Annotated in this window: 25 protein-coding genes and 1 tRNA gene; 11 read left to right on the top strand and 15 right to left on the bottom strand. The window is 69.1% G+C overall.

What is annotated here, in order from left to right; genetic code table 11:
• Window positions 1-3 precede the first annotated feature (3 nt).
• The 4 genes from ACXJJ3_RS11155 to ACXJJ3_RS11140 form a co-directional block, all read right to left on the bottom strand.
• On the bottom strand, window positions 4-750 hold the full coding sequence (locus tag ACXJJ3_RS11155; protein ID WP_458169906.1) for a hypothetical protein: 747 nt from the start codon (window positions 748-750) through the stop codon (window positions 4-6).
• A 403-nt stretch (window positions 751-1,153) separates the two neighbouring features.
• Window positions 1,154-1,226: transfer RNA gene (locus ACXJJ3_RS11150), tRNA-His, on the bottom strand.
• Window positions 1,227-1,294: 68 nt separating this feature from the next.
• The gene (orn, locus tag ACXJJ3_RS11145; protein WP_458169905.1) at window positions 1,295-1,915 is read right to left on the bottom strand and encodes an oligoribonuclease; all 621 of its coding nucleotides are present in this window, start codon (window positions 1,913-1,915) and stop codon (window positions 1,295-1,297) included.
• A gap of 51 nt (window positions 1,916-1,966) precedes the next feature.
• On the bottom strand, window positions 1,967-2,854 hold the full coding sequence (locus ACXJJ3_RS11140) for a class I SAM-dependent methyltransferase (protein WP_458169904.1): 888 nt from the start codon (window positions 2,852-2,854) through the stop codon (window positions 1,967-1,969).
• A 35-nt stretch (window positions 2,855-2,889) separates the two neighbouring features.
• On the opposite strand from ACXJJ3_RS11140, the gene ACXJJ3_RS11135 reads away from it, so the two are divergent.
• On the top strand, window positions 2,890-3,369 hold the full coding sequence (locus ACXJJ3_RS11135; protein WP_458169903.1) for a GNAT family N-acetyltransferase: 480 nt from the start codon (window positions 2,890-2,892) through the stop codon (window positions 3,367-3,369).
• A 45-nt stretch (window positions 3,370-3,414) separates the two neighbouring features.
• Here the strand turns inward: ACXJJ3_RS11135 and ACXJJ3_RS11130 are convergent, their stop codons facing one another.
• The 3 genes from ACXJJ3_RS11130 to ACXJJ3_RS11120 all read right to left on the bottom strand — a co-directional run bounded on the left by ACXJJ3_RS11130 (window position 3,415) and on the right by ACXJJ3_RS11120 (window position 5,059).
• A complete protein-coding gene (locus ACXJJ3_RS11130; RefSeq protein WP_184835013.1) occupies window positions 3,415-3,618 on the bottom strand; it encodes a cold-shock protein in 204 nt (67 codons plus the stop codon).
• 96 nt (window positions 3,619-3,714) lie between these two features.
• Window positions 3,715-4,491, bottom strand: coding sequence for a hypothetical protein (locus ACXJJ3_RS11125; RefSeq protein WP_458169902.1), 777 nt, complete (start codon window positions 4,489-4,491; stop codon window positions 3,715-3,717).
• A 13-nt stretch (window positions 4,492-4,504) separates the two neighbouring features.
• The gene (locus ACXJJ3_RS11120; RefSeq protein ID WP_458169901.1) at window positions 4,505-5,059 is read right to left on the bottom strand and encodes a dihydrofolate reductase family protein; all 555 of its coding nucleotides are present in this window, start codon (window positions 5,057-5,059) and stop codon (window positions 4,505-4,507) included.
• A 121-nt stretch (window positions 5,060-5,180) separates the two neighbouring features.
• On the opposite strand from ACXJJ3_RS11120, the gene ACXJJ3_RS11115 reads away from it, so the two are divergent.
• Entirely contained in the window at window positions 5,181-6,164 is a 984-nt protein-coding gene (locus ACXJJ3_RS11115) for a 2-dehydropantoate 2-reductase (protein ID WP_458169900.1), read from the top strand.
• 112 nt (window positions 6,165-6,276) lie between these two features.
• Complete coding sequence (locus ACXJJ3_RS11110; RefSeq protein WP_458169898.1) at window positions 6,277-7,251, top strand: LacI family DNA-binding transcriptional regulator; 975 nt, start codon at window positions 6,277-6,279, stop codon at window positions 7,249-7,251.
• On the opposite strand, the gene sucD is transcribed toward ACXJJ3_RS11110, so the two are convergent.
• Together sucD and sucC are read right to left on the bottom strand one after the other, a co-directional pair.
• The gene (gene sucD, locus ACXJJ3_RS11105; protein WP_458169896.1) at window positions 7,252-8,127 is read right to left on the bottom strand and encodes a succinate--CoA ligase subunit alpha; all 876 of its coding nucleotides are present in this window, start codon (window positions 8,125-8,127) and stop codon (window positions 7,252-7,254) included.
• A 4-nt stretch (window positions 8,128-8,131) separates the two neighbouring features.
• Window positions 8,132-9,277: an ADP-forming succinate--CoA ligase subunit beta gene (gene sucC, locus ACXJJ3_RS11100; RefSeq protein WP_458169895.1), complete on the bottom strand. Its 1,146-nt coding sequence runs from the start codon at window positions 9,275-9,277 to the stop codon at window positions 8,132-8,134.
• 146 nt (window positions 9,278-9,423) lie between these two features.
• Here sucC and ACXJJ3_RS11095 point away from each other — a divergent pair, with 146 nt between their 5' ends.
• Complete coding sequence (locus ACXJJ3_RS11095) at window positions 9,424-10,764, top strand: OFA family MFS transporter (protein WP_458169893.1); 1,341 nt, start codon at window positions 9,424-9,426, stop codon at window positions 10,762-10,764.
• A gap of 490 nt (window positions 10,765-11,254) precedes the next feature.
• Here the strand turns inward: ACXJJ3_RS11095 and ACXJJ3_RS11090 are convergent, their stop codons facing one another.
• Window positions 11,255-11,515 carry a hypothetical protein gene (locus ACXJJ3_RS11090; RefSeq protein ID WP_458169892.1) on the bottom strand — a complete coding sequence of 87 codons (261 nt, stop codon included), beginning with the start codon at window positions 11,513-11,515 and terminating at the stop codon, window positions 11,255-11,257.
• 122 nt (window positions 11,516-11,637) lie between these two features.
• Between ACXJJ3_RS11090 and ACXJJ3_RS11085 the strand changes: the two genes are divergently transcribed.
• From ACXJJ3_RS11085 to ACXJJ3_RS11060, 6 genes are all read left to right on the top strand, one after another.
• A complete protein-coding gene (locus ACXJJ3_RS11085; protein ID WP_458169891.1) occupies window positions 11,638-13,347 on the top strand; it encodes a thiamine pyrophosphate-binding protein in 1,710 nt (569 codons plus the stop codon).
• Window positions 13,348-13,359: 12 nt separating this feature from the next.
• Window positions 13,360-14,586, top strand: a complete 1,227-nt coding sequence (gene frc, locus ACXJJ3_RS11080; protein ID WP_458169890.1) for a formyl-CoA transferase — start codon at window positions 13,360-13,362, stop codon at window positions 14,584-14,586.
• Between the two features lie 13 nt (window positions 14,587-14,599).
• The gene (locus tag ACXJJ3_RS11075) at window positions 14,600-16,741 is read left to right on the top strand and encodes an acetate--CoA ligase family protein (protein WP_458169889.1); all 2,142 of its coding nucleotides are present in this window, start codon (window positions 14,600-14,602) and stop codon (window positions 16,739-16,741) included.
• A 75-nt stretch (window positions 16,742-16,816) separates the two neighbouring features.
• Window positions 16,817-18,310, top strand: coding sequence for an Nramp family divalent metal transporter (locus tag ACXJJ3_RS11070; RefSeq protein ID WP_458169888.1), 1,494 nt, complete (start codon window positions 16,817-16,819; stop codon window positions 18,308-18,310).
• Window positions 18,311-18,312: 2 nt separating this feature from the next.
• Window positions 18,313-18,780, top strand: coding sequence for a hypothetical protein (locus ACXJJ3_RS11065; RefSeq protein ID WP_458169887.1), 468 nt, complete (start codon window positions 18,313-18,315; stop codon window positions 18,778-18,780).
• Between the two features lie 22 nt (window positions 18,781-18,802).
• A complete protein-coding gene (locus ACXJJ3_RS11060; RefSeq protein WP_458169886.1) occupies window positions 18,803-19,570 on the top strand; it encodes a GNAT family N-acetyltransferase in 768 nt (255 codons plus the stop codon).
• Here ACXJJ3_RS11060 and ACXJJ3_RS11055 read toward each other — a convergent pair.
• The 4 genes from ACXJJ3_RS11055 to ACXJJ3_RS11040 all read right to left on the bottom strand — a co-directional run bounded on the left by ACXJJ3_RS11055 (window position 19,563) and on the right by ACXJJ3_RS11040 (window position 22,844).
• Window positions 19,563-20,312 (bottom strand): GntR family transcriptional regulator, encoded by a 750-nt coding sequence (locus ACXJJ3_RS11055; protein ID WP_458169884.1) that lies wholly within the window; start codon window positions 20,310-20,312, stop codon window positions 19,563-19,565. The two genes, ACXJJ3_RS11060 and ACXJJ3_RS11055, sit on opposite strands and share 8 nt — an antisense overlap.
• 88 nt (window positions 20,313-20,400) lie before the next feature.
• Entirely contained in the window at window positions 20,401-20,592 is a 192-nt protein-coding gene (locus ACXJJ3_RS11050) for a hypothetical protein (protein WP_458169883.1), read from the bottom strand.
• An 84-nt stretch (window positions 20,593-20,676) separates the two neighbouring features.
• Window positions 20,677-21,828 (bottom strand): NAD-dependent formate dehydrogenase, encoded by a 1,152-nt coding sequence (locus ACXJJ3_RS11045; protein ID WP_458169882.1) that lies wholly within the window; start codon window positions 21,826-21,828, stop codon window positions 20,677-20,679.
• 44 nt (window positions 21,829-21,872) lie between these two features.
• Window positions 21,873-22,844 carry a LysR family transcriptional regulator gene (locus ACXJJ3_RS11040; RefSeq protein WP_458169881.1) on the bottom strand — a complete coding sequence of 324 codons (972 nt, stop codon included), beginning with the start codon at window positions 22,842-22,844 and terminating at the stop codon, window positions 21,873-21,875.
• Between the two features lie 148 nt (window positions 22,845-22,992).
• Here ACXJJ3_RS11040 and ACXJJ3_RS11035 point away from each other — a divergent pair, with 148 nt between their 5' ends.
• Entirely contained in the window at window positions 22,993-23,760 is a 768-nt protein-coding gene (locus ACXJJ3_RS11035) for an alpha/beta fold hydrolase (protein WP_458169880.1), read from the top strand.
• Here the strand turns inward: ACXJJ3_RS11035 and ACXJJ3_RS11030 are convergent.
• The gene (locus ACXJJ3_RS11030; protein WP_458169879.1) at window positions 23,742-24,797 is read right to left on the bottom strand and encodes an acyltransferase family protein; all 1,056 of its coding nucleotides are present in this window, start codon (window positions 24,795-24,797) and stop codon (window positions 23,742-23,744) included. The genes ACXJJ3_RS11035 and ACXJJ3_RS11030 overlap by 19 nt on opposite strands.
• Window positions 24,798-24,823 lie beyond the last annotated feature (26 nt).

Below are 24,823 nucleotides of genomic sequence, written 5' to 3'. Positions count from 1 at the left end.
GCATCAGTCAGCGGGGCGGTGGTCCGGGCAGCAGTGGACGGGCGGCCAGGCGAGATCGGCGACGCCGTCACGCCGCGCGAGCTCGGTGAGGTAGATCTGAATGTCGACCAGATCGGTGGGGGCGTTCCCGCGGAGCCTGGCCACTGTCGGGACGACCTCCTCGATCCACCAGGTACTCGCCAGGCTGTGCGCGTCGACGTCGGCACGCGTTGTCCGCCCGTCGCGCTGCCGTCGAAAGCCCCAGGCCAGGGCGGAGTCGGCGAGCCTCGCCCAGTCGGCGGGCCGGTCCAGCCAGAGCGCGCGTCGGGTGTCGTCCGGTAACGGCACCTCTTCGAGGAAGCGCCGCTCCGCGGCCTTGGCCGGCAGGTCGGCGGCGGTGAGACAGCTGCAGGTGTACGCCACGGAGCAGATCCGTCGAACGCGCGCCGGGAGGTGGGTCCAGTTGAGCTGCCGCGCGGCCGCGACTCGATGGTGGCCGTCAGAGACGAAGTACAGCTCACCGAGCCGTACGGCGCTCACCGCCGGCGGCTGCTCGCCCGCTTGGAACCGAGCCAGCACGGCGTCGTACCGCGCGGTCCGCCGCCGGGGCCGGAACTCATGGTCGAAGTCGTCGGACCGCGACACCGACCCGACGACCTGATGCAGCGGTACCTCGTCGTCGTAGGTCCCCATCGCGCCCTCGTCGCCCACAGCCTCGAGCGCGTCCGCCAGCGGCATCAGCCCCGCCTGACGACCTCGCAACCATTTCATCCGCCGTTCCCTTCAACCGGCCAGAGCAGTACCTCGCAGACCATAGCGTTCCTCGTATGAGTCTCAGCAGCCTCCCCGACAAGCCAACCCCGACCACAGGAGCCGAGCGCATCCGACGACGGTGACCACAGGAGCCGAGGCCACCGACAAAGGCGACCACAGGAGCCGAGCGCATCCGACAAAGGCGACCACAGGAGCCGAGGCCACCGACGAAGGTGACCACAGGAGCCGAGCGAAGCGAAGGCGCAAGGCACCACCGACGAAGGTGACCACAGGAGCCGAGCGAAGCGAAGGCGCAAGGGGGTGCGGGTGGCGGAGCCCCCGCCCGCGGCAAGCGGAGCGCAGCCGCACAAATGACGAAGCCGACCAAGCCTGCGCAATCCGCAGGCATGGCCGGCCATCGGGTGAGTGACGGGACTTGAACCCGCGACCACCTGGACCACAACCAGGTGCTCTACCAGCTGAGCTACACCCACCATTGCCGCCCGAACTGCGACGGCTGAGCAATCATAGCGATGAAGTGCCAGGACAAAAAATCGGCAGGTCAGGAGGCGGTGGGGCGGTCCTCGGCGGGGGTGGTGATGAGGCTGGCGGCGGCCCGGGCGGTGCTGGAGTCGGGGCCGGGTTGCGGCACGAAGACGGTTTCCCGGTAGTACCGCAGTTCGTCGATGCTTTCGGTGATGTCGGCGAGCGCGCGGTGGTTGCCGTTCTTGGCGGGGGTCGCGTAGTAGACCCGCGGATACCAGCGGCGGACGAGTTCCTTGATGGAGCTGACGTCGACGTTGCGGTAGTGCAGGTGGGATTCGACGAGCGGCATGTCGCGGACGAGGAAGGTGCGGTCGGTGCCGACGGAGTTGCCGGCGAGGGCGGCCTTGCGGGGCTCTTTGACGTAGGTCTTGATGAAGTCGAGCACCTGCTGCTCGGCGTCGGCGAGCGGGATGCCGCCGGCGAGCTCGTCGAGCAGCCCGGACGCGGTGTGCATGTCGCGGACGAAGTCACCCATCTGCTCGAGCGCGCCGGGGGGCGGCGCGATCACCAGGTCGATCCCGTCACCGAGCACGTTCAGTTCGTAGTCGGTGACCAGCACCGCGACCTCGATCAGGGCGTCGTTCTCCAGATCGAGGCCGGTCATCTCGCAATCGATCCACACCAGCCGGTCGTCCATGGGCACCCACCTTACGGCGACGGGCCGACAGTACTGCGACCGCGTACCCGGTCAGCGCGGCGCGTGCCCGATGTGGACGCTCCGGACGGACAGTACGGCGAGGTCCGTGCGGTGTCCGAGGAAATACGGCCCGTCGGGGTCCAGCAACTGCCGCCAGACGTCGACGTCCTCCACGCTCAGCCAGTTCTCATCAGGCACCACATGCCCGTGACCGTGACCGTGCTCATGCCCGCCCCCGGTCAGCCGCTCGATCCGCGCCCGGAATCCGTGCACCACACCTTCCGTGCGGGCAGGCGGCAACGGCGCAGGCGTCTCGCTCAACACGCTCCGTGTCGTCACGTCGACCAGCCCAGCCCGGTTCAGCGCCGAGGTCCACCCGTACGGCATCGGCACCGATCCGGGCAGTGAGTCCCGCATCACCTTGAACCACCGGTCCTGCGCCACGTCCAGCCGCAACTCGAGTCCGGGCTCGCCGATCCCGAGGTCCCACGGCAACTGCCGCGACGGCAGCCCGCCCTCGGCCAGGGCCAGCCGTCCGCCGGGCGCGAGCAGCCCCGCCAACGCATCCACGGCCGCCTGCTGGTCGGCGGCGTGATGGACCGAGGCCGACGCCCAGATCAGGTCCGCGGGCGCACCGATTGCCCGCCGCAACGGTTCCGCGCCGTCGTCCATCGACGCGAGTTCGCAGCGGACGAGCCCGCCGGTGTGCTCGCGCGCCTGCTCCAGTACGTCGGGATCCGCGTCGATCGCCACCACCGTCGCCCCGGGCCGCGCCTCGGCGAGCGCTTTCGCCATCCCGCCTCCGCCGCAGCCGACGTCCGCGAGTACCTGGTCACTGTCACGGACGAGCGTGCCGGCGACGGCAGCGTTCCAGCCGGCCTCGCCCTCCGCGGACGCCCGCAGCCGCCCGGCCTCTCCTGCCCAGTCGATCTCGATCATGCCGACCAGTCTGTACCGCGGCTACCGTGGCGCGCGTGATTACCACCCAGCGCCTGACGCTGCTGCCGCTACAGGTCGAGTACGCCGTACCGATGGCAGACGTGCTGTCCGACCCGGCGCTCTACGCGTTCACCGGCGGGGAACCACCGACCGTGGCGGAGCTCGAGGCCCGGTACCGCCGGCAACTCGCCGGCCCGGACCGGGATGACGAACAATGGCTGAACTGGGTCGTCCGGTACGACGACCGGCTGATCGGCTACGTGCAGGCCACGATCACCGGACGTACGGCGGAAATCGCCTGGGTGATCGGCACCGCCTGGCAGGGTCGCGGATTCGCGAAAGAAGCAGCACAGGGACTGTTCACCTGGCTACGGGCCGGAAAGGCCTACCGGATCCTTGCGCACATTCATCCGGAACACACCGCGTCGGCCGCTGTGGCAGCCGCGATCGGTCTCGCGCGCACCGACGTACACGAGGACGGCGAGGACCTGTGGAGCACGGCAGACCCGGCGTGAGCCGGGCCTGCCGTCAAGAACAACCGTCTGGAAGGACGGCCGAGATCAGAGCGGGCGAACGTTCTCCGCCTGCAAGCCCTTCGGGCCCTGGGCGATCTCGAACTCGACGCGCTGGTTCTCGTCCAGGGAGCGGAAGCCCTGGGTCTGGATCGCCGAGTAGTGCACGAACACGTCGGCGCCGCCGTCCTCCTGGGAGATGAAGCCGAAGCCCTTCTCGCCGTTGAACCACTTCACTGTTCCCAAAGCCATGATTTTCTCCTGATACGACAAAACGCCCGGCGGATTACAAATCCGCGGGCGCTTCGACACGAACGTGGAACTGCAAAACTGCAACGGTGCAAAACCCTAGCACGCTGGATGAGCGGTCAGCCACCCCTCGCCACGCCGTGCGTCGTACTCGTCCGGAGTTCCCGCCCACGTGGCCGCGCATCCCGGCGTACCGCACTCGCAGGCGAACGGGTACGGCGGCAACTCGGCCGGCCCGCTGTCCGCCTGCCACAGCCGCCCTTGCCGGCAGGCCGCGAGGTTCTCGTACTGCCGCTGTCTGCTGAGCTCCTCACCGCCCCGCAACCGTGGGAGCGGCCCTAACGCGTCAGCCACGCCCTGAGCGACAAGAGCCCAGTCCGGGTCCGCCGGCACCTCGATAACGACCCGCCCGCGTTCGGCGGCCTCTTGTCGTACCCGATCGGCCAGGAGCGCGTCCCGTGCCAGCAGCCCCGCCAACCGCTCACGGTCTCCCGGCCGCTGCTCCCGGGCCCGTCTGGTCTGTTCTGTATCCGGCACCAACCACACTGCCGCCGGAACACCGTCAGCCATCGACGGGAAGAGCTGTGGTCCCTCCACCACCGCAGGTACGCCGCCAAGCTCTCGCTCCAGCACGTCCCCCGCGACCAGCTCAAGACGCAGCCGAGCGACCTCCACGAACGCATCGGCCGCGTACGACGGCCCCGCGGCCAGATCGTCCGCCAACGGCCGCAGCGGTGGCAGCCGGTCCAGATGCGCGTACGTCCACAGGTCGATCGGATGCAGCGGCAGGTCGCCGCGGCGGGCGAGTTCCCGGGCAATCGTCGACTTCCCCGCGCCCGGGGCCCCACCGATCCACACCATTGCCGGCCAAGTCACCGGCCTCATCCTGCTACGGCCGCACGTACGTCGCCAGCGACGCCGCACCGGCCGGTACGACCGAGGCGAGCTTCAGGTGCTGCGGCTGGTCCAACGGGCCGAAGATCCGCTCCCCGGCGCCGACGATCGACGGCATCGTCATCAGCCGGTACTCGTCGACCAAATCGGCCGCCTGCAGTGCACGGATCACGCTGACGCTCCCGGTGACCGCGATGGTCCGCGGCTCCGACCGTACGTACTCGGCCAGCGAGCCCTGCATCAGTGTGGAGTTGGGGAAGGCCGAGAGGTCTGTCAGCGTGTGTGACGCGACCACCTTGGCCATCTTGTTCATCTTGGCGGAGAAGTCGTCGGTCCGGTTCGGCCAGAGCCTGCTGAACAGCTCCCAGGTGTTCCGGCCGAGCAGCAGTACGCCGGTGTCCATCAGGTCGCCGAGGCGGAACTTGTCCCCGCCGACGGTTTCGGGTCCGTGCCGGAACGCCCAGCCGCCGAACGGCGTACCGCCCGAACCGTCGGGGTCGGTGATGACGCCGTCCATGCTGACGAATCCGGTGACGATGACGTGTCCCATGGCTCCTGCTCCTTCGGTCGAGTGCTTCACGCCGGTACATACCGCCGGAGTGCCGCCGAATCATCGGTCGGACAGAAATGTGACCTTGACCTCATTCCAAGCCTCGCCTACCGTATTCTGTATGCAATCCAAGATGAGAGTTGCGGTCCTCGGCGCCGGCGCGATCGGTGCGTACGTCGGCGCGGCGCTGCACCGCGGCGGGACCGAGGTGCACCTGGTCGCCCGTGGCGCGCACCTGGCGGCGATCCGGTCCGGCGGCGTCGTCGTGCGCAGTCCCCGCGGCGACTTCACAGCCCGGACCCCGGCCACCGACGACCCGGCCGAGATCGGCCCGGTCGACTACGTCTTCCTCGGCCTCAAGGCGAACTCGTACGCGAGCGCCGGGCCGCTCCTCGCCCCGCTGCTGCACGACCGGACCGTCGTGGTCGCCGCCCAGAACGGCATCCCCTGGTGGTACTTCCACGGACTGAGGGGCCCGTACGAAGGCCGCCGGATCGAGTCGGTCGACCCGGACGGCGCCGTCACCCGCGTGCTCGACCTCGACCGCGCGATCGGCTGCGTCGTCTACTGCTCCACCGAGCTCGAGGCGCCGGGCGTCGTACGGCACCTGGAAGGCACCCGCTTCTCGATCGGCGAACCCGCGGGCGGCCCGTCGGACCGGTGCGGACGCTTCAGTACGGCGATGGTCGCGGGCGGGCTGAAGTGCCCGGTCGAGGCCGACATCCGCAACGACATCTGGATCAAGCTGCTCGGGAACGCGGCGTTCAACCCGATCAGCGCGCTCGCCCGGGCGACGATGGTGGAGATCGCGACGCATCAGGGGACCCGGCAGATGGTCCGGCTGATGATGGAGGAGTCGCTGGCGATCGCGGCCGCGCTCGGCTGTCACCCGGACATCTCGGTGGACAAGCGGATCGACGGCGCCGAGCGGGTCGGCGAGCACAAGACGTCGATGCTGCAGGACCTGGAGAAGGACAAGCCGCTCGAGCTCGACGTGATCCTCGCGGCGGTCGTCGAACTCGCGGACCTCACCGGCGTACCGGCGCCCACGCTGCGCGCTGTGCACGCCGTCACCGACCTGCTGGCGAGCAAGGTCGGCGCCTGACCCGCCCGGCTCGCCGTGCGCCCGTCATGTTGACGCAAACATGTCTAGACTCCTGCCACACGGGAGGTGCCGGGTGGAGGGAACGGTAGGAAGACGGCGGCGGGGTCCGTCGATGGCCGACGTCGCGCAGCTGGCCGGGGTATCCGGGCAGACGGTGTCGCGGGTCGCGAACGGCCGGCAGAACGTCGACGCGCTCACCCGCGCCCGGGTGCAGGATGCGATGCGCCAGCTCGGCTACCGCCCGAACGGCGCCGCACGGGCGCTGCGCAGCGGCGAGTTCCGCAGCATCGGCGTGATCGTCTTCGAGCTGTCCACCTTCGGTACGACGCGGACGCTCGACGCGATCGCCACCGCCGCCACGGCGCGCGGGTACTCCGTCAACCTGATGCCGGTGCTCTCCGTCAGCCGCCAGGCGGTCGCGGACGCGTTCACCCGGCTGGGGGAGCAGGCCGTCGACGGCGTCATCATGATGATCGAGGCGCACGTCCTGGAGGAAGTACGGCCGCCCGTCGGGCTGCCGGTCGTGGTCGTGCATGCCGGCGCGCACTACGACCACCCGGTCGTCGACACCGACCAGACGCAAGGCGCGCGGCTCGCGACGGAGCACCTACTGGAGCTGGGGCACCGGACGGTGTGGCACATCGCCGGGCCGTCCTCGTCGTACGCGGCCGACCAGCGGCGCCGGTCCTGGGAGCAGACGCTCCGCGACCGCGGCTGCGACGTACCGCCGGTGCTGTTCGGGGACTGGTCGTCGGCTTCCGGGTACGACGCCGGTTGCCGGCTCGCCGCGGATCCGGACGTGACGGCGATCTTCGTCGCCAACGACCAGATGGCGCTCGGCGTACTGCGGGCGCTGCACACGCGCGGGCGGTCCGTGCCGGACGACGTCAGCGTGGTCGGGTTCGACGACATGGAGGAAGCGGCCCAGTTCTGGCCGCCGCTCACCACGATCCGTCAGACGTTCACCGACATCGGCCGCCGCAGCGTCGACACCCTGCTCGCCGAGATCCACTCCACCGCCCGGCACGCGCCGTTCGCCGTGCCCACCGCGCTGATCCTGCGCAGCAGCACGGCGAGCCCGCGCTGATCAGCTCAGTACGGCGCGCATCAGGTCGGCTGTCTCGGTAGGCGTCTTGCCGACGCGGACGCCCGCCGCTTCGAGGGCCTCCTGCTTCGCGGCCGCCGTACCGGACGAGCCGGAGACGATCGCGCCGGCGTGACCCATGGTCTTGCCCTCCGGCGCGGTGAAGCCCGCGACGTACCCGACGACCGGCTTGGTCACGTTCTCCTTGATGAACGCGGCCGCCCGCTCCTCGGCGTCGCCGCCGATCTCACCGATCATCACGATCGCGTCGGTGTCCGGGTCGTCCTGGAACGCCTGCAGCGCGTCGATGTGGGTGGTCCCGATGATCGGGTCGCCGCCGATCCCGATCGCGGTCGAGAACCCGAAGTCCCGCAGCTCGTACATCATCTGGTACGTCAGCGTCCCGGACTTCGAGACCAGGCCGATCCGGCCCTGGCCGGCGATGTCGGCCGGGATGATGCCGGCGTTCGACTCGCCCGGGGTGATGATGCCGGGGCAGTTCGGGCCGATCACCCGGGTCCCGTTCGCCTGTGCATACGCGAAGAACGCGGCGGTGTCGTGCACCGGCACCCCCTCGGTGATCACCACGACGAGAGGGATGCCCGCGTCGACCGCCTCGATCACCGCGCCTTTGGTGAAGCGCGGCGGGACGAACACCACCGACACGTCGGCGTTCGCCGCCCGGACCGCGTCCGCGCACGACCCGTACACAGGGACCGAGCACTTCGCGAAGTCGACGGACTGGCCGCCCTTGCCCGGTGTCACACCGCCGACCACAGTGGTGCCGGCGGCAAGCATTCGGCTGGTGTGTTTCTTGCCCTCGGCCCCGGTCATCCCCTGGACCAGGACCCGGCTCTTCTCGGTCAGGAAGATCGCCATCGCACTACGCTCCTTTCCGGGCGGCGAGTTCGGCGGCGCCGTCCATGGTGCGGACCACGGTGACCAGCGGATGGTTGGCCTGGGCAAGGATCTTGCGGCCCTCGTCGACGTTGTTGCCGTCCAGCCGGACGACCAGCGGTTTGTCGGCCCGGTCGCCGAGCGCGGCCAGCGCCTGCACGATGCCGTTCGCGACCGCGTCACAGGCGGTGATGCCGCCGAAGACGTTCACGAAGACGCTCTTCACCTGCTGGTCGGACAGGATGATCCCGAGGCCGTTCGCCATCACCTCGGCGCTCGCGCCACCGCCGATGTCGAGGAAGTTGGCCGGTCGTACGCCGTCCCGTTCACCGGCGTACGCCACGACGTCGAGGGTCGACATGACCAGGCCGGCGCCGTTGCCGATGATGCCGACCGAGCCGTCGAGCTTCACGTAGTTCAGGCCCTTCGCGTGTGCCGTGGCCTCCAGCGGATCGGCCGCCGCCTTGTCGTCGTACGGCGCATGATCCGGGTGCCGGTACGCCGCGTTCTCGTCCAGGGTGACCTTGCCGTCGAGGGCCTCCAGCGAGCCGTCGGCCAGCTTCACCAGCGGATTCACCTCGACGAGTGACGCATCCTCGGCGACGAAGACGTCCCACAGACTCCGCACGACTCCCACGGCGTCCACGGGGAACCCCGCTGCGGCGACGATCTCGGCGGCCTTGGCGTCGTCGACGCCGACCGCCGGATCGATCGGTACCTTCGCGATCGCGTCCGGGTTCGTGTGCGCGACCTCTTCGATCTCCACACCGCCTTCGGTGCTGGCGATACAGAGGTACTCGCGGTTCGCCCGGTCGACCAGGAACGACAGGTAGTACTCCTCGGCGATGTCCGCGGCCGGAGCGAGCAGGACGCGCCGTACGGTGTGGCCCTTGATGCCCATCCCGAGGATGCGGGCGGCCCACGTCTGTGCCTCCTCGGGAGTGGTGGCGAGCTTGACCCCGCCTGCCTTGCCGCGGCCGCCGGCCTTCACCTGCGCCTTCACGACCACGCGCCCGCCGAGCGAGCGGGCGGCCTCCGCGGCGGCGGCCGGTTCGTCGACCACCCGGCCGGGCGTCACCGGGACGCCGTGCCGGGCGAACAGTTCCTTGGCCTGGTACTCCATCAGGTCCACGTCAGCCTCCCTCGGTCCGTCTAGTGACGACTGTATGCGGTATGCAATCTTGCCACAAGAGTCTCCAGGTCTGGACAGGCCGCAGCCGGAGGGGTACCACAGACTGCATGTAGATCTAATACGGTATGCAGTAGTCAGGAGGCGACATGATTTCCACGCCCCGGGATGTGCGTGACGTCTACGGCCGGCGGTACCGGATCGGTGAGGATGCCCGTGAGCTGACCGGGCACCCGCGCCGCTGGCAACTCTGGGCCGCCTGGGCCTGCATGGTCGCGATCAGCCCGCTGCAGTACTCGTTCGGCACCGCAGCGCTCGGCCTCGCGTCGGACCGCGGCTGGGGTACGGCGCGAACGCTCTGGCTGCTCGCGATCTTCGTCGCCTGCCAGGCGCTGGTCGCCGTACCGGCCGCCTGGCTGCATCGGGTACGCCGCCTGACGCCGGGGCGGCTCGTCCTCACCGGCGGGGTCCTCGCGGTGATCGGGCTCGTCGCGCTCGCCCATGTCCACAGCTACGCCGCCGTTCTGGTCGGGTACTCGCTCGTCGGCGGCACCGGCGCGGGGATCGTGTACGCCGCGTGCATCACGACGTCGGCGCGCTGGTTCCCGGAGCGGCGGACGGCGACGATCGGCTTCGTCACCGGCGGGTTCGCGGTCGGCGCGGTGCCGAGCATCGTGCTGCTGGCGATTGTCGACGAGAGGATTGTCTACGATCTGACAGCCGGTGTGGCGCTGCTGGTGGTGCTGATCGCGAGCGGGCTGCTGAAGGACCCGCCGCGGCACTGGTGGCCGGCGGAGCTCGACGCCCAGGCGTGGGCGATCGACCGGAAGCTGAACCGCAGCATCCCGCACAATGCGCCGGCCGTCCGCCAGTACCGTCCCGGCGAGGCGTTGCGGACCGGTGCGCTGCCGCTGATGTGGTTGCTGCTGGCGATCAGTACGGCGTTGTCGCTGTTCGGTATCGCCTTCGTGGTGGGTTATGCGGTCGACGGCGGGCATGCGCTCGGGACGGCCGCGGCCGCCGCAGGGATGCTTGCTGCTGTCAACGGTCTCGGCCGGTCGACGGCCGGCAGTTTGTCCGACCGCTTCGGGCGTCGCCGCGTACTGGCGGCCGTGCTGATGATCGAAGGGTTCGCGCACATCGGGCTGGTGCTGGCCGATGCGGCGCCGGCGTTCGTCATCTGCGCGATGTTCGCCGGGCTGGGCGGCGGGGCGTTCTACGCGATCATGGCGAACCTCGTCCTGGAGTTCTTCGGCGAGAACAGCCTGCTGCAGAACCAGGCGATCCTGTACTCCGCGAAGGCCGCCGGCGGACTGTTGGGCATCGGCGCCGCCGCGTCCGTCGTGACAGCGATCGGCTACCGCCCGCTGTTCCTCGTCGCGGGTCTCCTCGGCGTACTGACTGCGCTCAGCGTGCGGTTCCTCAAGCAACCCGGCAGACCTGCGCTGCCTGTCCGCCCCCAGCTGGGCACCCCGGTGACCGGCGAATGAACGGCTACGCCAAGATCCCACGCCCGGACCCGTGCCTCATGGAGCTGGTCTCCCGCCTGGCCCGCGAACCCTGGACCGACCGCCCCACCACCGTCCACCCGACGCTGAGCGCCGCAGCCCGAGCTGTCCACGACCACACCTCCCCACCGGGCCGCCGCGCCCTGCTCCCACTCGCTCCGCACTTCCTCGACACCAATGCCCCCGGCCTCGAGCCGGCTGCCCGCCTGGCGGCCCTCTGTGCCTCCACTGCCCTGGCAGCAGAGACGCCGGCAAGTGCAGACGAGCGCCGGCGGATGACGGCCGCCCAGGAGACCGCCCTGTATCTGCTCGGTTCCAGAGACGGCCCCAGGGTGCGGTGGTGGCTCAGTTGGGAGCCGTTCTACCGCACGTTCGTGGCGCCCGAACAGGTCGCGGAAGCAGTCGCGCTCACCGCACGAATGCCCGACAGCGATCGCCGCTTACGACGGCTGCTCAAGCAGTGCCTGGCGATTCACCCGAGACCTTCCTGCTCCGCCTCCGCCCAGAAGTCGCGGTCGTAGTCGTCGTCCGGAATCGCCACCAGTTCATGCGACCGCCGACGTCCGCCCACCTGCTGCTCCAGCCGACGGAGATCCACCGTGCAGCGCTCGAGATCGTCCAGCAATCGCAGCAGATCGACATGCGACCCGACGCGATTCCGCAACGCCACAAGGGATTTCTCCAGCGCGACCAGCGCGGCCCGGGTGCGGTCGAGTTCGTCGGAAATCGTCATCACAGCCTCCTGGCCCCGAGCTCTGGACAACTGCTGTCGCCTGGGTTAAGACTACGACTACACCATACGGTATGCAATCTACAGCAAGGCTGACCACAGCCCTTCCGAGGAGTTGACTGCAGATGGCGCAGACAGTGTCGGAGACCCAACCCGTCGCAGAGGTCGAGGAGCCGGCGACGATCTCAGGTGGGCATCTCGTCGCGAAGGCCTTGAAGGCCGAGGGAATCGACGTGATCTTCACGCTCTGCGGCGGTCACATCATCGATATCTACGACGGCTGCGTGGACGAGGGCATCGCGGTCGTCGACGTCCGGCACGAGCAGGTCGCCGCGCACGCCGCCGACGGGTACGCCCGGGTCACCGGCAAGCCCGGCTGCGCCGTCGTGACCGCCGGGCCCGGGACGACGGACGCGGTCACCGGCGTCGCGAACGCGTTCCGCGCCGAGAGCCCGATGCTGCTGATCGGCGGCCAGGGCGCACTGAACCAGCACAAGATGGGGTCCCTGCAGGACCTGCCGCACGTCGACATGATGACGCCGATCACGAAGTTCGCCGCGACCGTCCCGCACACCGCGCGCGCCGCCGACATGGTGTCGATGGCGTTCCGCGAGTGCTACAACGGCGCGCCCGGCCCGTCGTTCCTGGAGATCCCGCGCGACATCCTGGACAACTCGGTCCCGGTCGAGTCCGCGACGGTGCCCGAGGCCGGTCACTACCGCGCGTCGACGAAGAGCATCGGCGACCCGGCGAGCGTCGAGGCGCTGGCGGATCTGCTGGCCCGCGCCGAGAAACCCGTCGTACTGCTCGGCTCGCAGGTGTGGACGTCGCGCGGCAGCGCGGCGGCCGTCGACTTCGTCCGGACGCTCGACATCCCCACGTTCATGAACGGCTCGGCCCGCGGCACGCTGCCGCCCGGCGACCCGCACCACTTCCACCTCTCGCGGCGGTACGGGTTCAACAACGCCGACCTGATCCTGATCGTCGGTACGCCGTTCGACTTCCGGATGGGGTACGGGCGCCGGCTCCCACAGAGCGCCACGGTCGTCCAGATCGACCTCGACTACCGCACCGTCGGGAAGAACCGCGACATCGACCTCGGCCTGGTCGGCGACCCGGGCGCGATCCTGGCAGCGGTCACCCAGGCGGCGTCGGGCCGGATCCGGAAGACCGACCGCAAGGCCTGGTTCGCGGAGCTCCGCGCCGAGGAGGACGCGGCGTACCGCAAGCGGCTCCCGCGGCAGCTGTCCGACGCGAACCCGATCCACCCGCTGCGGCTGGCGCACGAGATCAACGAGTTCCTCACCGAGGACTCGATCTACATCGGCGACGGCGGCGACATCGTCACGTTCTCCGGCGGCGTCGTGCAGCCGAAGTCGCCCGGGCACTGGATGGACCCGGGACCGCTCGGCACGCTCGGCGTCGGCATCCCATTCGTGCTCGCGGCGAAGTACGCGCGACCGGACAAGGAAGTGGTCGCGCTGTTCGGCGACGGGGCGTTCTCGCTGACCGGGTGGGACTTCGAGACGCTGGTCCGGTACAACCTGCCGTTCGTCGGTGTCGTCGGCAACAACTCGTCGATGAACCAGATCCGCTACGGCCAGGAGGCGAAGTACGGCAAGGACCGCGGCCGGGTCGGCAACACGCTCGGCGACGTGAAGTACGACGAGTTCGCCCGGATGCTCGGCGGGTACGGCGAGGAGGTCCGCGACCCGTCCGGCATCGGGCCGGCGCTGCTCCGGGCCCGCGAGTCCGGGCTGCCGTCGCTGATCAACGTCTGGGTCGACCCGGACGCGTACGCCCCCGGAACGATGAACCAGACCATGTACAAGTAGGGGAGACCCGCCATGAGTAAAGCCCTCGACGGTGTCCGCGTCCTCGACATGACCCATGTGCAGTCCGGCCCGTCCTGCACCCAGATCCTCGCCTGGCTCGGCGCCGACGTGATCAAGCTCGAGGCACCGACCGGCGACATCACCCGCCAGCAGCTGCGCGACCTGCCGGACGTCGACAGCCTCTACTTCACGATGCTGAACTGCAACAAGCGCAGCATCACGCTGAACCTGAAGTCCGACCGCGGCAAGGAGATCTTCACCGACCTCGTGAAGAACTCCGACGTCCTCGTGGAGAACTTCGCGCCCGGCGCGATCGACCGGATGGGTTTCACCTGGGAGCGCCTGCAGGAACTCAACCCCGGCCTGATCTTCGCCTCGATCAAGGGCTTCGGCCCGGGGCGGTACGAGAACTTCAAGGCGTACGAGGTGGTCGCCCAGGCGATGGGCGGTGCGATGAGTACGACGGGGTTCGAGGACGGGCCGCCGACCGCGACCGGCGCGCAGATCGGCGACTCCGGGACCGGGATCCACCTGGTGGCGGGCATTCTCGCCGCGCTGTTCCAGCGGACCGGTACCGGCAAGGGGCAGCGCGTCACGGTGGCGATGCAGGAGGCCGTCCTGAACCTGACCCGGGTCAAGCTCCGTGATCAGCAACGGCTGACGCACGGGCCGCTGCGCGAGTACCCGAACGACAACTTCGGGACCGAGGTGCCGCGGTCCGGGAACGCCTCCGGCGGCGGCCAGCCGGGCTGGGCGTTGCGATGCGCGCCGGGCGGGCCGAACGACTACATCTACGTCATCGTCCAGCCGCCCGGGTGGGCGCCGATCGCTCAGTTGATCGGGAAGCCGGAGCTGGCCGAGGACCTGGACTGGGCGACGCCGGCCGCGCGGCTCGACAAGCTCGACAAGATGTTCGCGCTGATCGAGCAGTGGACCGAGCAGCACTCGAAGTTCGAGGTCATGGACAAGCTCAACGCGCTGAACGTCCCGTGCGGGCCGATCATGTCCACCGCCGAACTGATCGCCGACGAGACACTCGCCGACCTCGGCGCGGTGGTCGAGGTCGAACACCCGCAGCGCGGCACGTTCAAGACCGTCGGCTGCCCGATCAAGCTGTCCGACTCACCGGTCGAGGTCCAGACCTCGCCCGGGCTCGGCGAACACAACTCCGCCATCTACGGCTCGCTCGGGATCTCGGCCGGCGAGCTCGACGACCTCAAGACCGCGGGCGTGATCTGACGTGGGAGAGCAGATGACATACGACAAGGCAGCAGTCCAGGCAGTCCTCGACCGCGCAGTGGCCGACGGCCGTACGTCGCTGAGCGCGCCCGAGGCGAAGCTGGTCGCCGACGCGTACGGCATCCCGACGCCGGGCGAGGGACTCGCCACCACGGCCGACGGCGCCGCCGCGCTGGCCGCCGAGATCGGGTTCCCGGTCGTGCTGAAGATCGTGTCGCCGGACATCCTGCACAAGACCGAGGCCGGCGGGGTCGTGATCGGGGTCGACTCCGAGGACGCCGCACGCCAGGCATTCCGTCAGATTGTCGACAATGCGAATGCCTACAAACCGGGCGTGGAGATCGTCGGCGTCCAGGTGCAGCAGATGCTGGCCGCCGGCGGTGACGTGCAGGAGGTGATCGTCGGCGCGGTCACCGATCCGACGTTCGGCAAGGTGGTCGCGTTCGGGCTCGGCGGCGTACTCGTCGAGGTGCTGAAGGACGTCACGTTCCGGCTGGCGCCGCTGACCGGCGACGAGGCCCGGGCGATGGTCGACGGGATCGAGGCGCACGAGATGCTCGAGGGCGTCCGCGGCGCCCGGCCTGTCGACAAGCAGATTGTCGGCAATCTGATCAAGCGGCTCTCCGACCTGGTCACGGACTTCCCGCAGTTCGCCGAGGTCGACCTGAACCCGGTGCTCGCCGGGCCGGACGGCGCCACCGCGGTCGACGTCCGGATCATCGTCGACGCCGAGGCCGGCACGCCGGTCGAGCGGTACAGCTCCGAGCAGATCCTGACCGCGATGACCCGGATCATGCGCCCGAGCGCGGTCGCGGTGATCGGCGCGTCCACCGAGGACGGAAAGATCGGCAACTCGGTGATGAAGAACCTGGTCAACGGCGGGTACGCCGGCGACATCTACCCGGTCAACCCGCGCGGCGGGGAGGTGCTCGGGCGGAAGGCGTTCCCGTCGATCCTGGACGTACCGGGCGACGTCGACGTCGCGGTGTTCGCCGTGCCGGCCAAGTTCGTCGGGGCGGCGCTCGAGCAGTGCGGGCAGAAGGGCGTCGCGGGCGCGATCCTGATCCCGTCCGGGTTCGCCGAGACCGGCGAACAGGAGCTGCAGGACGAGGTCGTCGCGATCGCCCGCAAGCACAACGTCCGGATCCTCGGGCCGAACATCTACGGCTACTACTACCTGCCGGAGAACCTCTGCGCGACGTTCTGCACGCCGTACGACGTGCAGGGAAGTGTCGCGCTCTCGTCGCAGTCGGGTGGGATCGGGATGGCGATCCTCGGGTTCAGCCGGTCCAGCCGGATGGGAGTCTCCGCGATCGTTGGGGTAGGCAACAAGGCCGATATCGACGAGGATGACCTCCTGACGTTCTTCGAGAGCGACGACAACACCAACCTGATCGCCATGCACCTTGAGGACCTGAAGGACGGCCGGGCCTTCGCCGAGACGGCGGCCCGGGTGTCGAAGCGCAAGCCGGTCGTCGTACTGAAGGCCGGCCGTACCGCCCTGGGCGCGCGGGCCGCCAGCTCGCACACCGGCGCGCTGGCCGGCGACGACAAGGTGTACGACGACATCCTCAAACAGAGCGGAGTCGTCCGGGCGCCAGGGCTGAACGAGATGCTGCAGTACGCGCGCGGCATCCCGCTGCTGCCGACGCCGAAGGGCGAGAACGTCGTGATCATCACCGGCGCGGGCGGCTCCGGCGTACTGCTGTCGGACGCCTGCGTGGACGCCGGCCTGACGTTGATGGACATCCCGGACGACCTGGACCAGGCGTTCCGGAGGTTCATCCCGCCGTTCGGCGCGGCCGGGAACCCGGTCGACATCACCGGCGGCGAACCGCCCTCGACGTACCGGAACACGATCGCGCTCGGGCTGTCCGACGAGCGCATCCACGCCCTGATCCTGGGCTACTGGCACACGATCGTGACGCCGCCGATGGTGTTCGCGCGGCTGGTCGCCGAGGTTGTCGGGGAGTTCCGGGCCCAGGGCATCGACAAGCCCGTGGTCGCCTCGCTGTCCGGCGACGTCGAGGTCGAGGAGGCCGCGCAGTACCTGTTCGACCACGGCGTGGTCGCGTACCCGTACACCACCGAGACCCCGGTCCAGGTCCTCGGTGCGAAGTACCGCTGGGCCCGCAACGCCGGACCGCTCGGCTGAATCGCAAAGGCTGATTGGAGGAAACGGTCCGCGGGGGAACGAACCGCTAGTTGGCGTCGACCTAAGGAGTCCGCCTTGGACGTCACGAGCAAGACCTCAGAAGTACCCGAAGAGCCGGCGGCCGTCACCGAGAAGGTCTGGAAGGCTGGCCGACTCGAACCGATGCCGATCCGGAAACTTCCGGACGCGCCGCCCTCGCTGCACATCCTCGGCCCGACAGTCTTCCTGGTCGCGCTGGGTGTCGGGATGGGGGAGTCGTACATGTGGCCCCGGCTCGTCCTGGTGTTCGGGCCGGACATCCGCTGGTTGTTCATGGTCGGCGTCACGCTGCAGGCGTTCGTGCTGCTGGAGATGGCGCGGTACGCGATGGCCACCGGGGAGAGCATCTTCTTCGGCGCGGCCCGGATCTTCAAACCGCTGATGTGGTTCTTCTACGCGGCGGCGATCCTGATCTACATGTGGCCGGGCCACCTGTCGGCCGGCGCGGCCGCGTTCGAGGAGATCACCGGCATCCCCTGGCAGGTCACCGCGTGCGTGGCTCTGGTGTTCGTGGGTGTGCTGTTCAGTCTGCTGTCGGTGATCTACAACTTCCTGGAGAAGCTGCTCGGCGTGCTGATCGGGATGCTGGTCGTCGGTACGTCGGTGATCGCCGCGATCGTCGGCAGCTGGGACGACCTCGGCCGGACGCTCGGCGGGATGTTCGCGTTCGGGTACTTCCCGAGCGACGTGATGACCAAGGCCTGGTTCCCGGTGGTGGTCGGCTCGATCGCGTTCGCGGGGCCGTCCGGGATGCAGCAGATGTGGTACACGCTGCAGCTGCGCGACAGCGGCGCCGGCATGGGCGCGCACATCCCGAAGATCCGCGGACTGCGGTCGTCGGGTGAGGCGGAGTCGATGCCGTCGCGCGGGTTCATGTTCGACACCGAGGACCCGGCCGAGATGGCCAAGTGGAAGGGCTGGCGCAAGTGGGTGACGTTCGACGCGATCCTGCTGTTCTGGGGGATCACGATGCTGGTCACGGTCTCGTTCACGGTGCTGGCGATGTCCGCGGCCCGGGAGAACCCGAATGTCGGCACGCTGATCGAGGGCGGTGACCGGGAGGCGGCGCTGAAGGCGATGTCGGACTCGTTCGCATCGGCCGGTTCGCCGATCCTCGGCACGCTGTTCTTCGCGTTCATCGCGCTGATCGGGCTGAACGCGACCCTCGGGCTGTTCGACTCGTTCTCCCGCGGGCAGGCGGACATGACGTACTACTTCGTGCCCGGCGCGAAACGGTTCTCGATGTCGCGGCTGTACGCCGGGTTCCTGTGGGGCGTGATCCTGTTCGGGATCCTGATCCTGCTGTTCGGGCCGGCAGACGGTCCGGCGGGGATCCTGGACACGCTGGCGTTCCTGTCGACGTTCGCGATGGGCGCGTACTGCGTCGTACTGCTGCTCACCAACAACAGGCTGCTGCCGAAGAAGATCCGGCCCGGCCCGGTGCGGAACGTGATCATCGGGTTCGGCGCGGTGTTCTACCTCGGCATGCTGTTCTACTGCCTGTTCCGCTTCGGCGTGGCGGTGGGCTGACCATGCCTGCACCGAAGGAGCTTGCGGAGTACTGCGTCCCGGCCGCCGCGGTCGGCGCCGCCGCGGGACTCGTCGCCGGCGGACTGGCCGCATTCGCCGGCCGGCCCGCCGGCTGGTCGGTCCTCAGCGGCCTCGGCCTCGGCGTACCACTGATCCTGTTCGGCTCCGGATACGCCGTACTCGTTGCCCTCGGCAAAGTCCCGGCCGGGGTGTTCGCCCCTGCCGCGGTCTACTGGGTGATCGCCTTCCCGCTGGCCCTCCTCGTCCACGCCACCACCACGGTGTGGCTGGTCACCGGCACACCGGGCCTGCCTCTCGACCCGTGGAAGTTCCTCGCGTTCCGCGCCCTGATCAGCATGGGCTTCGCGATCGGCTTCCTCTGGATGCATGACCAGATAGCCCGCTTCTGGTGGCCCCACATCCTCGACCACAACCGCTACGCCAACCGGCAACTCGCCCCGAAGCACTGAGCGGTTGTGGGATGGTGCACGTATGACAACCGGCTGGCGCCCAGCGAGCGCGGCAGATGCCGACGCGCTCGCCGCGCTGGCCGGCGTCACCACGGCTGCGGTGACGGACTTCCTCCGGAGCTGGCGCGTCGCGGTCAGCCCGTCGACCAACGCGGCGGTCGCCGTCTTGCCGCCGGCGGACGGAGGCCGGCGAGCGTACGGCGCCTGGTGGGGCGTCGGTGAGGTGGCCGACCAGCTGGTGCGGTTGGCCGCGGCGACTACTGCGGACGTACTGCAGATCGGGCTGCCGGCCGACGAGGTCGTCGACGACGAACGCTTCGAGCGTGCCTATCCGGTGTGGACGATGGCGCACGACGGGGCCAGCTGGCCTGAGCAGGTGCCGGAGCTGGTAGCGCCGCTCAGGTACGGCGAGCCGGACGATGCGCCGTTCCAGCAGGCGTACGAGCTGGCCTACCGCGACCAGCGGCTGGTCGAGCCGCACACCTCGTGGGACAGGGAGCCGGACCGCGGCGCGCTGGCCGTGACACCGGACGGGGAAGTAGCCAGCTTTGTGCTCGGGTTCTCCCAGGCGGACGGCAGCGTCGAGCTAGGGCCGATCGGCACGGCGCCCGCGTGGCGTGGGCGAGGTGTGGGTACGGCGCTGCTCTCGACAGTGCTCGTCCGCCTGCGCGGGGTCCGGCTGCACCTGACCGTCGACGGTGAGAGCCCGACTGGAGCGCAGGACCTCTACCTCCGGCACGGGTTCCGGATCACCGGGCGGCTGGTGAGGTACGAGGTGCGGCTCAGGTAGTGCGGCGGCGGCGTTTCGGAGCTGGGTCGGCGGGTTCGGGGGTGGGCTGGGTTGCCTGGAGGTCGTGGTAGGCCTTGCGGGTGTGTTCGGTGTGTTCGCGCATGATCTGGGCGGCCTTGTCCTCGTCGCCTTCGCTGATGGCCTTGACGAGGCGGTTGTGCTCGCGCCAGGAGGCGGCGCCGCGGACGGGGGCGACGGGGGGGTAGTACCAGCGGACGCGGCGGTCGACCTGGGCGGCGAAGTCGACGAGGAAACGGTTGCCGGACATCTCGGTGATGAGGCTGTGCAGCTCGCCGTTGGTGCGGACGGTGCCGTCGATGTCGCCGGCCTCCTGGTACGCCGTGCCGACCTTGCACAGCTCCCGGAGCTTGGCGACGTCGTCCTTCGACGCGTGCCGGGCCGCGAGCCGCGCGGACTCGGACTCCAGCGCGGCGCGGGCCGCCAGCAGTTGGTCGACCTCGTCCTCCGCGGGCACGTGCACCATCGCGCCGAACCCGGGCCGCAGGTCCACCCAGCCCTCGTTGTTCAGCCGCTGCAGGGCCTCGCGCACCGGCTGCCGGGACACGCCGAGCAGCTCGGCGAGCTCGACCTCGACCAGGTGCCGGCCGCGCTCCAGCGTGCCGTCGATGATCATCTCGGTGAGGGCCTCGTACACCGATTCGCGCAGCGGCTGCGGCCGCTTGACGTGCCGTGTGCCTGCCGGTTCCGCGCCCGCCCCTGGCCCCGCACTGATCGTCGTCATGAGGTCCCTTCCGGTCCTACAGTGATGGCACTTGGTAGACAGTCTACCAAGTGCCATGCCAGCTCCCGCCGGTCCGCGGACCGGCGGGTCAGGCGGCCGATTCGCCGGCGCTCCGGCGGTCGTCGTCGTTGGCCCGGTCGTGAGCCGGGTGTGTGGGCTCCCCGGTGAGTGCGGCGAGCTCCGCGTCGAGGTCCACCGGCGTGCTCAGCTCCTGCAGTTCCGGCGCGTCCGGGAACCGCCGCCGCGCCGCCAGCGCACCGAACCTCCGCGTGAAGATCATGTCCACCTCTCCTTGAATTCTGGCTTCTGTATACATTGAATCAGCCGTACTCACCGGTTATGCCCAGGTCTCACGTGATCCCGCTTACACCCTCGCCGAGTACGAGTGCGCCCCGGCGCCGGCCAGCTGTCGATTGTTGACAATCAGATAGTCGCCACGGATCGGCGTACCGCTCAGCCAGGCCTCGAGGATCTCCCGGGTCCCGGCCGCATAGCGGGCCTGCGCGGACAGCGTCGACCCGGAGATGTGCGGCGTCATCCCGTGGTGCGGCATGCTCCGCCACGGGTGGTCCGCGGGCGCCGGCTGCGGGTACCAGACGTCACCGGCGTACCCGGCCAGCTGTCCGCTCTCCAGCGCGCGCACGATCGCGTCCCGGTCGGCGATCTTCGCCCGCGCGGTGTTGATCAGGTACGTCCCGCGCTTCATCCTCGCGAGCAACTCGTCCCCGAACAGCCCCTCGGTCTCCGGATGCAGTGGCGCGTTGATCGTGACGACGTCGCAGTACGGCGCCATCTCGGCCGCGCTCGGGTGGAACGTCAGCCCGAGTTCCCGCTCGACCGATTCCGGCAGCCGGTGCCGGTCGGTGTAGTGCAGGTGTACGTCGAACGGCGCGAGCCGCCGGAGTACCGCCGTACCGATCCGCCCGGCCGCGACCGTTCCGACGTGCATGCCTTCGAGGTCGTACGAACGCGCCGCGCAGTCGGCGACCTTCCACCCGCCGTCGAGGACGACCTGGTGCGACGGGAGGTAGTTGCGGACCAGGCCGAGGATCATCATCACCACGTGTTCGGCGACGCTGATGCTGTTCGAATAGGTGACCTCGGCAACCGTCACGCCGTGCGCGATCGCCGCGTCCAGGTCGACGTGGTCGGACCCGATCCCGGCGGTGATCGCGAGCTTGAGCTTCGGCGCCTTCGCGATCCGCTTCGCGGTGAGGTACGCCGGCCAGAACGGCTGCGAGATCACCACGTCCGTGTCGGGCAGCTCGCGGTCCAGCGCGTCGTCCTTGTCGGACAGGACGACCAGCGTGTGCCCCTGGCTCTCCAGGAAGCTCCGCAGCCCGAGTTCGCCGGACACGCTCCCGAGTAGCGTGCCGGGCGTGAAGTCGATCGCCTTCGGCGTCGGCGTGGTCTGGCCGTTCGGGTACCGCTCGATCGTGGGGATGCCGCCGCGCGGGTACGACGTCGGGTAGCCGCCGGCGGGGTCGTCGTACAGCACGCACACAATCTTCGCCATGGTGGGAATCTCCTTGTCCTGAAGGGATTTCCACCATCTCCGGGTCAGCCGTCGGCGGTCAAAGACTTGCTCGCTATCGCGAGATAGCCGGAGCCCATCAGGTGTACGTCGAGCAGATCGTCGAGCGCTTTCTGTACGCCGGCCTGTCGCGCGACGTCGAGCAGCGCACGGGCCTGGACGGGCTCGGGGCTGCGCGCCGCGATCACCAGCCCAACCCGGGGGCCGTTCGCCGGACCCTTGAGCGGTACGACCCGCATGCCGGCGGGTACGCCGAACATGTGCAGCCACGCGTGCGAGATCACCGTCGACCAGTGGTTGCCGTGCAGGTGGCTGTAAAGACCGGATACGGTGTCGCTCTCGATCGACGGGTTCGCGGTGACGCCGTCGTCGGTGAAGTAGCCGTTCATGATCCGGCGGTTGCGCATGTCGGGGGAGAGCAGGCACAGCGGCAAATCGGCGACCTGCGCCCAAGCGGCGATCGGCTCGTCGGCGAGCTCGGTGTGCTGCGGCGTGAGCAGCAGGTACCGCTCCTCGTACAGCGGTGTCTTGCGAACGTGGCCGAGCGTGTCGTCGTCGAGGTACGTCATCGCGACGTCGAGATCGAACTCGGCGAGCTTGTGGGTGATGTCGCGCGACGACAGCGACTCCAGCGTGACCCGCGCGTTCGGGTGCCGCTCGCAGAACGGGGTGGTGAGCAGCGAGACGACCGGCATCGCGGTCGGGATCGCGCCGAGCCGGAGCGTCCCGGTCAGACCGCCGCGCAGCATCGACAGCTCGTGGCGCAGCGCGTCCTGCTCGGCGAGGATCCGCTGCGCCCAGAGCAGCACCCGCTCGCCCTCCGGCGTCAGCCCTTCGAACCGGCGCCCGCGACGGACGATCGGGACGTCCAGCTCCTGTTCGAGCTTGCGGATCGCGGCGGACAGTGACGGCTGCGAGACGTAGCAGGCGTCCGCGGCCCGCGCGAAGTGCTTCTCCCGCGCGAGGGCGACGAGGTACTCCAACTGGCGGAGCAGCATCAGCGCTCCGAATGCGGTGTGCAGTCGCCCGTATACATAATCCAACTGTAATGAGCCACGATGATCCCGGCAATGGTGTGAACTGGATCACAGTATGTCTTCTTCGCGGCACCTCGTTCGACGGATGGTCAGAGAGAGGAGCTAGCTGATGGAAAAGGTCGTTTCGAAGGACGGCACCGAGATCGCGTACGACGTGACCGGTAGCGGTCCCGGGCTGGTGCTGGTCGCCGGTGCGTTCACGGGACGCGCGTACTTCGCCGAGTACGCGCAGGCGTTGTCCTCGGCGTTCACGGTGATCGCGTACGACCGCCGTGGTCGCGGTGACTCCGGTGACACCGCGCCGTACTCGGTGGAGTGTGAGTGGGAGGACCTGGACGCCGTACGGCTGGCCGCCGGTGCCCAGTACGCATGCGCGTTCTCTTCGGGGAGCATGGTGCTGCTGCAGGCAGGGCTGCCGTTCGAGAAGCAGGCGGTCGTGGAACCGCCGTTCCGCGTCGAAGGCGCACCGCCGGCGCCGGAGCGATACGTAGAGCGCCTGCAGGAGTACGTGTCCGCTGAGAATCCTGGCGGCGCGGCTGAGCTGTTCATGGTCGAGGCTGTCGGTCAGCCGCGCGAGATGGTCGAACAGATCCGCCAGACACCTATGTGGGCCGGGCTGGAAGCCATGGCGCCCACACTGGTGTACGACGCGCTGCAGATGCGCGACAGCGCCGTACCGGTCGAACTGCTCGCGTCGATCGAGGTACCGACGCTAGGGCTCTACAGCAACGCCAGCCCGGAGTGGTTGCAGCGATCTGTGCGAGAGACGGCCGCGGCGCTGCCTCAGGGCACAGCCGAGGGTCATGACGGCACGTTCCACACGCTGGCTCCTGAGACGCTGGCAGCCGTACTTGCGGACTATTTCGTGAGTACCTGATCCGGTTTGCTCAGGAGACGCTTGAGGCGTGGTGCCAACGGTCGCTCGACCCCGTAGTGCAGGACGGCCGCGACACCGACCATGAGCAGCATCGTGGCGGCGACCAGGAGGACGTGGTTCACCTGGTCGCCGAGCCGCTCGAAGATCACGAACCCGATGTGCGCGTGCACCAGGTACAACGGGTACGTGAGCGCGCCCAGTACCGCGAACCACGGCTGGCCCAGGCGGTGGGTGAGCTTCAGCGCGACCGCGAGCATGATCGCGAAGATCGCCACGATGATTGCGACCACGACCGTGCGGTGGATCTCGGTGTGGTAGCGGATCCCGACCCGGTCCGCGAAGCCGATGCCGCGGTAGATCGCGTTCCCGAGCGACAGCGCGACGATCGCCAGCGTCTGCGGCGTCGGCCCGAACCGGTGGATCAGGCAGAGCGCCATCCCGGCGATGAAGTAGTGCGCGAACTGCGTGTTCAGCACCAGATCGGTGGCATGCGGCAACAGCCCGGCCTGGAAAACGAACATCGCGGCCAGCCACGCCCAGCAGAAGATCGTCACCCGGCGTGCGGTGATCCCGATCCAGGTCAGTACCAGGATCATCACGTAGAACCGGAGCTCGGCCCACAACGTCCAGTAGACGACGTCGACGTTCCGGATGTTCGGCAGCGAGTTGAACATCGTGAGATTCGCCAGGTACTGCGGCAGCGACACCGGGAACCGCCCCTGGCTGAAGCCGACCGAGACCAGCGTCGTCAGCGTGACCGCGACCCAGTACGCCGGGTACAGCCGGACCGCGCGCGACACCACGAACGACCGCGGGCTCCGGTTCCACGCGCTCAGCAGCACGACGAATCCGCTGATCGTGAAGAACAGGTCCACGCCGAGGTACCCGTACCGCGCGACCAGATCGACGTGCGGGAAGTGCAGCCCACCGAGACCACCGGCGTACGCCGAGAACAGGTAGTGGTACGCCATCACCGCCACCGCCGCGCAGATCCGCAACAGATCGACCTCGTGCAACCTGCCCGCTCTCGAATCCACAGCCCGTAGTCTGCCGACGCGCTGCC

The sequence above is a fragment of the Kribbella sp. WER1 genome (genome assembly GCF_054189145.1).
Note: the sequence above shows the minus strand (reverse complement) of the source record. Positions and strands in the feature narration are given on the sequence as shown.